This is a genomic window from Paenibacillus sp. FSL M7-0420, assembly GCF_038002345.1.
Classification (GTDB): Bacteria; Bacillota; Bacilli; order Paenibacillales; family Paenibacillaceae; genus Paenibacillus_AQ.
The window spans coordinates 2,591,120-2,602,862 of record NZ_JBBOCJ010000001.1 but is presented as its reverse complement, the minus strand read 5'-3'; the positions used below and the strand labels follow the sequence as shown (position 1 = coordinate 2,602,862).

General features: G+C 49.5%; 11 protein-coding genes and 1 pseudogene. 3 read left to right on the top strand and 9 right to left on the bottom strand.

Going from position 1 to position 11,743, the window contains the following annotated elements:
- Window positions 1-79: 79 nt before the first annotated feature.
- Together MKX51_RS10855 and MKX51_RS10850 are read right to left on the bottom strand one after the other, a co-directional pair.
- Window positions 80-1,402 (bottom strand): IS4 family transposase, encoded by a 1,323-nt coding sequence (locus tag MKX51_RS10855; protein WP_340991681.1) that lies wholly within the window; start codon window positions 1,400-1,402, stop codon window positions 80-82.
- 55 nt (window positions 1,403-1,457) lie between these two features.
- Window positions 1,458-1,772, bottom strand: a complete 315-nt coding sequence (locus MKX51_RS10850; protein WP_340992346.1) for a hypothetical protein — start codon at window positions 1,770-1,772, stop codon at window positions 1,458-1,460.
- Window positions 1,773-2,178: 406 nt separating this feature from the next.
- On the opposite strand from MKX51_RS10850, the gene MKX51_RS10845 reads away from it, so the two are divergent.
- Genes MKX51_RS10845 through MKX51_RS10835 form a run of 3 tightly spaced genes read left to right on the top strand, consistent with a single transcriptional unit; the run spans window position 2,179 to window position 5,898 of the window.
- Window positions 2,179-3,093: an ABC transporter permease subunit gene (locus MKX51_RS10845; protein WP_340992345.1), complete on the top strand. Its 915-nt coding sequence runs from the start codon at window positions 2,179-2,181 to the stop codon at window positions 3,091-3,093.
- On the top strand, window positions 3,090-4,055 hold the full coding sequence (locus MKX51_RS10840; protein WP_083684293.1) for a carbohydrate ABC transporter permease: 966 nt from the start codon (window positions 3,090-3,092) through the stop codon (window positions 4,053-4,055). The genes MKX51_RS10845 and MKX51_RS10840 overlap by 4 nt, the downstream gene beginning before the upstream one ends.
- A gap of 46 nt (window positions 4,056-4,101) precedes the next feature.
- On the top strand, window positions 4,102-5,898 hold the full coding sequence (locus tag MKX51_RS10835; RefSeq protein ID WP_340992344.1) for a hypothetical protein: 1,797 nt from the start codon (window positions 4,102-4,104) through the stop codon (window positions 5,896-5,898).
- A gap of 237 nt (window positions 5,899-6,135) precedes the next feature.
- Here MKX51_RS10835 and MKX51_RS10830 read toward each other — a convergent pair whose 3' ends face one another.
- The 7 genes and pseudogenes from MKX51_RS10830 to MKX51_RS10800 form a co-directional block, all read right to left on the bottom strand.
- Complete coding sequence (locus MKX51_RS10830; RefSeq protein WP_340992343.1) at window positions 6,136-6,912, bottom strand: alpha/beta hydrolase; 777 nt, start codon at window positions 6,910-6,912, stop codon at window positions 6,136-6,138.
- A 152-nt stretch (window positions 6,913-7,064) separates the two neighbouring features.
- Window positions 7,065-7,955 carry a GNAT family N-acetyltransferase gene (locus tag MKX51_RS10825; protein ID WP_340992342.1) on the bottom strand — a complete coding sequence of 297 codons (891 nt, stop codon included), beginning with the start codon at window positions 7,953-7,955 and terminating at the stop codon, window positions 7,065-7,067.
- Between the two features lie 151 nt (window positions 7,956-8,106).
- Window positions 8,107-9,179, bottom strand: a pseudogene (locus MKX51_RS10820) (family 43 glycosylhydrolase); the annotation flags it as partial.
- 59 nt (window positions 9,180-9,238) lie between these two features.
- Window positions 9,239-9,700 (bottom strand): family 43 glycosylhydrolase, encoded by a 462-nt coding sequence (locus MKX51_RS10815; RefSeq protein ID WP_340992341.1) that lies wholly within the window; start codon window positions 9,698-9,700, stop codon window positions 9,239-9,241.
- Window positions 9,672-10,040, bottom strand: a complete 369-nt coding sequence (locus tag MKX51_RS10810) for a hypothetical protein (RefSeq protein ID WP_340992340.1) — start codon at window positions 10,038-10,040, stop codon at window positions 9,672-9,674. The genes MKX51_RS10815 and MKX51_RS10810 overlap by 29 nt, the downstream gene beginning before the upstream one ends.
- A 109-nt stretch (window positions 10,041-10,149) precedes the next feature.
- Window positions 10,150-10,374, bottom strand: coding sequence for an Ig-like domain-containing protein (locus MKX51_RS10805; protein WP_340992339.1), 225 nt, complete (start codon window positions 10,372-10,374; stop codon window positions 10,150-10,152).
- A 450-nt stretch (window positions 10,375-10,824) separates the two neighbouring features.
- Window positions 10,825-11,742 carry a carbohydrate ABC transporter permease gene (locus MKX51_RS10800; protein WP_340992338.1) on the bottom strand — a complete coding sequence of 306 codons (918 nt, stop codon included), beginning with the start codon at window positions 11,740-11,742 and terminating at the stop codon, window positions 10,825-10,827.
- Window position 11,743: the final 1 nt, after the last annotated feature.

Sequence of the window (11,743 nt, the reverse complement as noted above, 5' to 3'; positions counted from 1 at the left end):
TGGTGTAAGGAAGGAAAAAAGCGCATAGCAAACAAAGCGGATGGAAGATCCACTTAAAAAAATGTTCATGCGAACCGAATTATGCTACTCTGTAGACGAAGCTAATGGCGGATTTGCTACGTATTCTGCGTGTATTCCTTTGCCCAGGACGGGTGAGACGAATCGGCAACATATTTTTGCGAATCAAAGCTTCCACATCAGGCGGGGGTCCATCGCCCTTGGAGCGCAGGAAATGTCTACAGACGTGAACGGCCACCGTGAAGTTGACTTGGTAGAGGTGCCGTTTATCCTTTTGGGAAATGACTACGTGCGAGGTAATCATTTCAGCGAAATTGTAGAGGATCATTCTTGCGAATATCTCTTGGGTAATGGACTCTTGCTTCTTTGCGTGAAAATGGGTCAGACCGATGGTGTATTTTAAGGCCCGGAAAGAGGTCTCAATCCCCCATCGCAGGTGATACAGTTCCCGGAGTTCATCCGGTGAGAATTCAGCAGCCGGTAGATTGGTAATGACGGTTTCATAATCGCCACTGGGCAGGAGGAAACGAACCACCCGAAAGGAAATCGGGTAAAACAGGTTCTTTTGCATGTCCAGAAAATCAAAGCTAGAGGTGGCCGGAAGAATTTTATAGATTTCGGGGTGATCCCTGAACGCTTTCGTTCGTTTTTTAGTCAGCGTCAGGTGAATCTCCTGATCAAACGCCCCTTCAAAGGTCAAGTGCAAGCCCGAAAGAATGCCATTCGAATGCAAATCCTTGACCCGTATGACGTACTTCCATCCTTTCCGTTCCAGATGCGCGAACGTATTGTAGCTTTCCAATCCTCGATCCGCCAACACAATGACGTTCCCCTGAATAGGGGACCGATCCACCATCGTGGACAGCGCCCTTCCTTCGTTGCGCAGCTTTCGAGGTTGAAGGATGGCGTCCACGTAAAGCCGGTTACAGAGGTCATAAGCAGCGTTCAAGTGCAGAAGGTTAAAGCCTTTCGAGTGGGGCTGACTTTGAGAATAGGTCAACGGGTCCGCAGGATCTGTTGCAATATGCAGATCGGAACCGTCAATGGCCAATAATCGATAGCCTCGATAATCCTTGAATTCCGTATGGGACGCGGTAAAGGTGTGAAACAAAGATTCGACCGCAGACGGCAAAATTTTATTTCTTTGCTGAACAAAAGCAGAAGAAGTTGCGGTGTTAACGTCATAGCCCTGCGATTCCAACAGTTCCTTATAGAGGCTGTTGCCGCCCATAAAGATCAGGGTTTGCATAACCATTTCAAAGGGTAGTTTTTTCGTTCGGGTAAAATCCTTTCCCGGGTTTCTGACGTAAGGCGCGGGGGCAGCCGCCATCTCACGGATGAGAGATGTCAGTCTGTCTTTCAGCGAATTTGCATAAGCATTCATTGGCGTAACCTCCTCGTTTTTTCAAGGGGCTTCGCCACACGTTTTCTACGGATTGTCAAGATTTTTTTGTGCAAAAAAAGAGCAGGCTATCTTTTCGATAACCTGCCTTTTTCTTGTTTTTGGCTCTATATCTTATCTTAATGACATTGGTATTAATACCCTTCATTCGGCTCATCCGCCCACTTTTGTTGAAATCAGGTGTATTAATACCCCTCATTCGGTCCATCCGCCCACTTTTGTTGAAATCAGGTGTATTAATACCCCTCATTCGGTCCATCCGCCCGCTTTTGATGAAATTAGGTGTATTCATACCCCTCATTCGACTCATCCGCCCGCTTTTGATAAAATCAGGTGTATTAATACCCTTCATTCGACTCATCCGCCCTCTTTTGATAAAATCAGGTGTATTAATACCCCTCATCACTCTCTGGGTTTCCGTTTAGCCTCCCGTATTCCTTTCTTCCCGCTCCTATAAACTCCCGTTTCATCCGTGTCCCTTGCAACTCTCGCTCCCCCTCCCATGCACTTTCCCTTCTCGTCCGCGTCTCCTTCACCTGACAATAGATCAATAATTGGTGAGGATCGGTCATTGTAGGAAGATAGACGATAACTTATTATAGTTTCATACATGAAAGCGTTATCAATTGCTCCACATTTGCTTTTCATTGCTTTTATTATGAAGGGGGATGACAGCCAGACAAGTTACTCAGGATTGCTTGCCCCGGCTTAGCTTCAGGAAGCAATCATACAAAGAGAATATGATGAGGAGTGAAACAATGCGCAGCCAGTGCATGAGAAGCAATTCGTTCCGGAAATTCCTGTACATCTCTCCCTTTATGCTTTTACTCGCTGTCTTTGCGTACTATCCGCTCTATGGATGGGTATATGCATTTTTTGACTACACCCCGCCTATCCCATTGTCACAATCCGAGTTTGTCGGCTTCAAATGGTTCCATTCCCTGGTTGAGAATCAGGTCAAGATCGATCAGCTGATGCAGGTCATCTGGAATACCTTCGGCATCAGCGGACTGGGTATCCTCTTTTCCTGGCTCCCGATGATCTTCGCCATCTTCCTGACCGAGATCAAGGCGGTACGTTTCCGCAAATTCATCCAGACGGTCACCACGCTGCCGAACTTTATCAGTTGGGTGCTGGTGTACTCCCTCGCCTTCTCCATGTTCTCCAGTGAGGGGATGGTCAACGGCTTCCTGCATATGACCGGGCTGACCGATTCACCTACAATGTTCCTGCAGAGCTCAGAGCATGTCTGGTGGACCATGTGGGCCTGGGCTACCTGGAAGACACTCGGCTGGTCTGCCATTCTGTACATCGCGGCCATCATGGGCATCGACGAATCGCTGTATGAAGCGGCTTATGTGGATGGGGCTACCCGGATGCAGGTGATCCGCCATGTCGTATTGCCAAGCATGATGCCAACCTACTTCGTCCTCCTGATGCTCCAGATTGCAAGCTTCCTGAATAACGGATTGGAGCAATATTTCGTCTTCCAAAATGCGTTTAACAAGGACACTATTCAGGTTCTTGATCTATATGTGTATAACCTCGCCATGGGCGGCGGCAGCTATTCCGTCTCCGTTGCGATCAGTATGCTGAAGAGTGTAATCAGCGTGGTGCTTCTCTTTTCGGTGAACGGGCTGTCCAAAATGCTGAGAGGAGAGGGCATTGTATGAGTGACAACCAGACCAGTCTTACGCCAAACACCCGGGAGATCGACATCACCAAAAAAACGGTCAAAATGCAGGTCAGCGCTACCGATAAAATCATCTCTACTATTATCTATATCCTGTTCTCACTGTTCGCCTTCATCTGCGTTTACCCGTTCTACTCGATCATTATCAATACGATCAGCGCGAACGACCTAAGCGCTAAAGGCGAAATTATTTTCTGGCCTAAGGGGATTCATTTCCAGAACTATGTCGATGTATTCAAAATCCCGGGTCTGGGCAATGCGTTCATGATTTCCCTCGGCAGAACCGTGATCGGTACGTTACTGACGGTCGGCGCTTCGGCCTTCCTCGGATTCATGTTCGCTCAGGAGGATATGTGGGGCAAGAAATTCTGGTACCGCTTCACCATCATCACAATGTTCTTCAACGCCGGGATCATCCCCTGGTATCTGACCATGAGATCGCTGCATCTGACGGACAACTTCCTGGCTTATATTCTTCCGTCCGTTGTTGCTCCTTTCTTCATTATCCTGGTCAAAACCTTCGTGGAGGCAACACCGAAGGAGCTTCAGCAGGCGGCCAGCATTGACGGTGCAGGAATCTTCACGATTTTCTACAAAGTCATTCTGCCGATCAGCAAGCCGATCCTTGCAACCGTTGCCATTTTCTCGGCAGTCAACCAGTGGAACTCCTTCCAAGATACGCTCCTGCTGGTGACGGACAGCAAGCTCTACAGCCTGCAGTTCATTCTGTATAACTACATCAACCAGGCGAGCTCCTTGTCCACCATGGTCAACCTGCAGAATGCCGGATCCACGGCGATGGCTACTCTGGCGACCAAGCAGACCTCGACCTCCATCCGCATGACTGTAACCATTATCGTAGTCGCACCGATCCTGCTGGTATATCCGATCTTCCAGAGATTTTTTGTCAAAGGAATTATAATTGGTGCCGTCAAGGGCTAATCCGACAGCGCCATTTATGATACATTAATCATTCGGGGGGCTACACATGAAAACACACATTAAGCTGGGCAGAAAGTCCGCGCTGTTACTAGGGACGACCATCCTGCTGGTAACAACGGCGTTAAGTGGTTGCAGCGGTAATTCCAACAATGGAGGAGCTGCTGCGGGGACGGCCGAACCCGGAACACCTACTGAGTCATCCGATCCGGGCACAAGCACAGGCATCGATCACAGCAAACCTCTAACCATTACGGTATTCGACAACGCAGCTAACTATCAAGGCGAGCAGACGGGATGGTACGGCAAGCTGCTGAAAGACAAATTCAATATCACACTGAACATTCTGGCTCCGCAGGTAGCGGGCGACCAGCTGTACAAGACCCGCTCTGCATCCGGTGACCTCGGCGACCTCCTGATTATTGAGAACAGCCAGCTTGAGGAACTGATTCCGGCAGGCATGATTATGGATTTAACCGACATGATTAAGAACACGGAGCATCTGTCCCAATATGTAGACAATCACTTTAAGCCGTTCAATGTGGCCTTCGAGAAGCAGAACCCGGATGGTAAAATCTATGCTCTCCCGGCCTTCACCGCCGACACCTCGCCAACGACTTTCTCAGAAGAGCTGCCTTACTCCAGCCCGATTATGCCTTGGGATTATTACAAGGGAATCGGCGCGCCGAAGCTGAATAATCTGAACGACCTGATGACCGCCCTGAAGGATATGCAGGCTAAATATCCGAAGACTCCGGACGGTAAGCCGATTGTTCCGATTACGCTGTGGAAGGACTGGGATGGCGGCAGCATGGAGAATGTCCGGTGGCTGAGCAACTGGTATGGCTATGAGCAGCCGAACGGCACAACAACAATTCAATTGAATGCCAAAGGTGACATCGTGCCGATCGTTGACGACAACAGCATGTACAAGAAGATTCTGCAGTTCTATTATGACGCTAACAAAATGGGTCTCGTCGACCCGGATTCCCCTTCCCAGGACTGGAACAAGGTATCTGAGAAGCTGACCAACAAGCAGGTGCTGCTCCTGTGGTACTCCTGGCAGAGAGGCTTCTACAACACGATTGAACGCGGCAACCAGGGTGACGGCAACGTAGCCGTTCCGATCGGCGATACCCACCTGATCCAGAACAGTGATGCTTACTTCGGGAACGGCAGAGTGTTCGCCATCGGCTCCAAAGCGAAAGAACCGGAAAGAATCATGGAACTGATGGACTGGATGTCCTCTCCGGAAGGCCTGCGTTACTATACCAACGGCTTCGAAGGCTTCAACTATGAAAAAACACCGGACGGCAAATTCAAGCTGACCGAAGTTGGTCAGACTGCATTCCAGGAAAATACTCCTGTGCCTGCTGAATACGGCGGCGGCGGTTACCAGGATGGCCAGAGCAAGGTCAACTCGATGATTATGAGTGATTTCGTGACCGACCCGGAAACCAAAGAGTTCTACAACAGCACCTACTGGGCGTCCACCATCGAAGCCAACAAGACTGCGCTGACTACAGATTGGCAGAAAACCTATGACGCCACTACTCCGACTGAGTATTATACGAAGAACAACATGATTGACATCGTACCGAACATCAACACCAGTCTTGGCTCCGATTCCTCTGACGTTAAGAACAAACGCAGCCAGATCTCGGATTATGTCAAGAACACCTCCTGGAAAATGATCTTCGCCAAGGACCAGGCCGAATTCGACCAGCTCTGGACCAAGCTGAAGAGCGATGTCGAAGGACTCGGCTGGAACGATGTCTTCGCCGTAGACAAGGAAAGAGCAGACAAAATCGTTAAAATGCGCGCCGATGCGATTGCTAATAAATAAGCGGTGACCTGCAAAGCGCGGAGATGATAGAAAAGGCAGCCCCCGAGCCATAGATATGGCTTGGGGCTGCCTTTTTTGCGCTTCAGTGAATGTAAGACACACTGACGCACTACTAATTAAAACTGGAAGCATTATCGTCACTGCGGTGAACATTTGGACTTCTAAGGATTACCCGGCATACAGCGGCAACTTCCAGCCAGAATAAAAGGCGCCCGCTCAGGACGCCCTCTACACCATTTAAAAAATAAGCTGCGCAAACTGATACAGCCCGTTCTTCCAGACCGGCCAGTCATGGTCGCCCTGCTCTTCCACCCAGATATGCGGCACGTTATGCTCCAGGAAGTAGGCATGGGTGCGGTCGCTGACATACTTGAGATTGTCCCGGTCTCCGCAGGATAACCAGAGCAGGTTAAGCGCGTCCGCTACCTTCTGCGGATCAGGTACCAGCAGCTCTGGCTCCTTCGTGTTAGGTGCCGCAGAGAAGGCCCCTACCCAGGCGAAGCGGTCCAGGTTGTTCAGACCCATATTGAGCGATTGCCCTCCGCCCATGGATAAGCCGGCCAGCGCACGGTGCTCCCGGTCCGTCAGCACGGAATAATTCGCTTCGATATAAGGGATCAGATCGTTCAGCAGATCAGACTCAAAGGTTGCAAAGGCTTCCAACTTGTCAGGCGCGAAAATGTCGCCCTCCGCCCGGTCATTCTGCATCGCCCGGCCGTTCGGCAACACAACAATCATCGGCTTCAGCTTGTGATCGGCATACAGATTGTCGAGAATAATCTGCGGAGTGCCGTGGGTGAACCATTCGTCCTCATCCCCGCCGATGCCGTGCAGCAGGTACAAGACATTATATTTCTCTCTGCTGGAATAACCGGGCGGTGTGTATACTCTTGCCTTCCGGGTGGTGCCCACTGTTGCAGATGGATATTCAATCATCGTGATCTTACCACGCTCAATCCCTGCTTTCTCCTGATCATATCCCGCTGCTTGTGTTGTATACTTCTGTTGGTTCATGTCCAAAGCTGCTCATTCCTCTCATAGATTATATGTATATCTTCACACTTTGTTTATTCGATAAACTAAGTGTGAAATCCTGCTGAGGAAGCTGTTTCGGAAAAATATATATGAAGGATAGACGCTTCTACATTGGACAGTCCCGCTTGTATTTAATCTTCGTATACATACGAATGCATCGGAGTAATCTCCACCGGCTGCAGGGATTGATATAGAGCATTAGCCTCAGCAGAGAACCCTGTAATATATGCCGTTGTCACACCTTGCTCCTTCAGCCGCAAGAAGCAGGCTGTAACAACCGCCTTGCCGAAGCCGCGTTGCCGATAATCCGGGCGGGTCCCAATCGTCTCTATAACCGCGATCCCGTTATCCTGATCCACGAACCCGAAACAGAAGGCAATATGCCGGCCCTTATCATCAACCACAGAGAAATCAAGCTCCGCAAGATAGGACGGCAGAGTTTTTCTCCAATACTCTACCTTGACTGGGCCGGAATCAGACGGAGAGAAGATATGTTCAATCAACTCGCCCTTCGATTCCTCGTCTGCCCCTTCCGCCATGCACCGGATGTAGAAGCCTTCTTCCAGGTTAAAAGTGTACTCAGTATGCGCAAGATCGTATCTTCGGGTATTCCCGATATGGGAATCTTGCACAAAACCTTGATCCAATAATGCCTGAACCTCCTGACCATAGGGATAGCAATCCGTGTTAAGCTTCTTTCTCCCCTTGCCCCATACATTCCGGGTCCATGCGACCATCTCGTCCGCCAGATACGGGTAATCCGGATGAACGATTAAGCTGAAGAAACCGCCTCCGGATTCGGAAATGAAAAGGCCTGTTATCTCACCGGCTTCATTCTTCCATAGGTGTGCATTATTTTGCTTGAAGCTCGGGTCTGGGCTTTTAGCGGCTTCATAACACTCCCAAAACTCGAATCTGACGAACTCCCAGGTCTGAAGCTTTCCCGTCAAAGTTACCATTTTTCTCAAAAAGGCATGAACGTTGTTGAAATTCTCCGGGGTCTTCATGTACTCTTCATTCATTGCTTCCATCCCCATTCGACTCTCATAATTGTACTCTGCTTCTATTATAAGAGGAACTAACACTTCTTTTATAGGCAGAGAACAATCATAACAATCTGTTAGCTTGCGCTTACTGTGTTATATACCGGTGATAATGGAAATAATCAAAATCAGCATATCCGCCAGGCTGCATGCCCAAGAGCTCCAGCATTGCCTCTGCACTGCAAGCCAGTCCTTCCGTCTGTTGTGTCAGCGTGTTGCGGGCCTGAAGTATCCCCTATGCTAATGTGTCTGATCTAAGCCGCAGATAACCGGGACGTTCTGTAACAGACCACAGTCTGTTGTCAGGATTATGATTACACTGCCAGTTAAGAGCCAAACGGTCTTTCTCATAGTCGAATTCATCGCTGATCACAAGCGGCTTCGGATCTGCAGCAGGAAGCTTAGCAGTAACGGATTGAGGCGCACGTCCCACGGCACCACGGTCCTGGAACAATACCGTATACCACTCCTGATCCGGTGTATCGACAATTCCCCCTTAAGCTACACCATTGTTAAAATAGCCCATATCATCATCAAGGATCATTCTCCGCTCATAAAGCCCCGAAGTCCGCTTGAACGGTAACACACCTGCCGTCTCCGCTTGTTCCCGGTTTTCGGCCATTCGATAAAGAACAGGTAGTAATTGCCATGAAGTTTATAAGCATGACATCCTTTAATCCGCAGCCCCATACCAGTGCGCTCTCCTTCAAGCAGCAGCTGATTAATTCCGCCAGGCTTCACAGCGGTAACATCGCCGGTCAACTCTTTGATATAAATGTCCCCATTGCCATAGATGATATAATTGCGGTCATCCTCATCCAGCAAAAGGGCTGGGTCATGGTGAAGCCCCGGTATCACCGAGCGTTCCCAAACTCCGTGTTCAATATCGTTTGTGCGATAGATATAGAACTGGTTCATACAAACATAGTAGATCCCATCCTTGTAGCGAAGCGATGCCGCCCACGAGCCCTTGCCGTAAATACCAGTGCCGTCCAGCAGCCTGTGGGCATCATTATCCTCAAAGGTATCGTATACATAACTTACGATTTCCCAGTCCTTCAAATTAACCGACTTCATGATCGGGCAACCCGGCATGGAGTGCATACTGGTGCTAACCATATAGAAGGCAGAGTATACCCGTATTACGTCAACATCCGGAACGTCTGACCACATCATCGGATTAGTTATGGCGGTGTTCATCATTTTCCTCCCCAGGTGAATTCCGTTGGATATAAGTAACATGGTGCACGGCAACTTGTGCTTTAGGCATGCACCTTCAAGGTAAAACTCAATTTCCGGCTGCTGCACTGAATATCCTTGTTCTCTGTCATATCCAGAATAGGGAAGCCGTCCTGGTGGAAGTGTACCCTGCGGACGCCGCTGTATCTTGGACCTTCCTTGCCGATCCGTGCATGATAGATGCTCCACACCATACCCTCCTGGGTTACATGAGCATTATGGCCGGGAACGGAGGAACTGGTCAGCAGCGGATAATTGCCCTTGGTCCAGTTGGTGATGTTCAGCAAGTCGGCATTCCGGTCAATCGAGAGATAGCCTACATTATAGGTGTAGTCCACCAGCGCTCTGGAGAACGTAATGTACAGCTTATCTCCACTGAACAAAGGATACGGTCCCTCGTCAACAAACAAATAATTATTCTCCCAGCTATACTCCAGCTTCGACAGCAGGACAGGCTCACTGAACTCTCCACAGCTCCTGCTCATCTATTTCAGCAATGTAAATCCAGGAGCCAAGATCCACCGAAATCAGGTCACGCTGCGCCCATATCGCATAAGTTGTACCGGAAGCCTGTACAACAGTCATATCCAGTGTCAGGCCTACTTCGCTTAATACCTTCCCGTCACGGCCCACAACCGGCTCCGGCCGCTCCCAATCCGCCTTGTTGCAGAGATCTACCCCGCTTCTCAGCTTCATCACATAGGCCCGGATCGGCCCGAAGCCCTCAGAACTGCTGGCCAGGAAGATGTATACCTCTCCGCCTATTACTTGAAATTCAGATGCCCACAGGAATTGGATCATATGGGAGTACATTTTAGTATTCAATATTACATATTCCGCCGCTGTCGCCAGTTGTCCAATAGTACCCGCTGAGCGCACAGAGAGGCTGTTGTTTGCGGTCAGCATCGTTATTGGCGATGAAATAATATTGATTCTACCATTGGAAGAAGGAAGGATCGGCCCGGTTCACCGAGAACGGAAAGTAATAAACGGACTGGTTCACTTCGCCGGTTACCGTGTACACGCCTGGCTTATCCCAGGATATCCCGCCTGAATTCCAGTTCACAGGCTTGCGTACCGTTGTCCCGTCGCTGTAAAGATACTCTGCCCCAAGCTCCTGCAGCTCCTTCTCCGAAGAGACCGTCCGGGCTTCCGGCAATTGTACGCAGGTATCGAAGGATACAGTCAGCCGCTCCAGTAATTTTACGGCGAGCAGTTGGACTCATCGCACCATGCATACTGCAGCCAAGCTTCGATCCATAGATCCCTGCCGGCTCACGGGTGTAGGACAGAATCCGGTATTTTGGGTCTGAATAATTAATGAGTATCCCCCCACTAAACAGTATGATTGCTTGAGAGCCTCCACAGGTCATCCTGCAGAATGCCGCAGGCTCCAGGCTCTGTATACGCGAGTTCCGTTCTATGCTAATACTAACTTGAATTTGCATCATTCTATCCTGGGAACATCATCCATTGATGAGGAATTATCAATCTGCGAAGCTTGTGGGCGTAAAGACAGGCCGGCTAAAAGGTTCCAGCCGGCCTGATTAGAGAGATATAACCTCAAGCGGAGCGCAAGGCGGGTTGCCTCCCTGCCCCTCCCTTGTCATCAACCCTTAACGCCTCCAACCGTCATCCCCTGAACAAAATACTTCTGCAGGAAAGGATAGACCATCAGAATGGGCACACTTGCAACGATTGTCATCGTAGCACGCAACGAGGTTGGCGTTACCCTTACTGCATTATCTGCAGATTGATATGCATCCACTGCTCCGGCAGTCGCAGACGTATTGGTTGTCTGCAGAATTTTCATCAGCTCGTACTGAAGTGTGCTCAGCTTGATATTGGAGGAGTTGTACAGAAATACATCAAACCAGGAGTTCCACTGTCCCACAGCTACAAACAGAGATACAGTAGCCATCGCAGGAATCGTCAACGGCAGTACTACACGGACAAAGGTTGTGAATTCCCCGGCCCCGTCGATCCGGGCCGACTCCAGAATCCCTTCGGGCAGGCCTTCAATGAAAGATCGGATGACAATCATATTGAACACACCGATAATCCCCGGAACAATATAGACCCAGAAAGAATCCGTCAGACCCACATTCCGGATCAGCAGGTAGCCGGGAATCAGGCCGCCGCTGAAATACATGGTGAATACGAAGAACATTGTGACGAACTTGCGGAGTACGAATTCCTGGCGGCTCAAGGTAAAGGCCAGCATTGCGGTACAGAAGACTGAGACTGCCGTTCCGATCACTGTACGCAGAAGGGAGATCAGCGTGGCATGATAGATGTCCGATTCCCCGAAGATATACTTGTAATTGCTAAAGGTCCACATCCGCGGCCACAAATAAATCCCGCCTCTGACAGCATCATTAGCATCGTTAAGGGATATGGCGATCATATTAACGAAGGGATACATCGTAACAACCATCAGACATAGCATAAAAATGATGTTGCATATATCAAATACACGGTCTCCCAGACTGGAATTACGCAAACGCGATTTTCTTGCTGCTTGCATG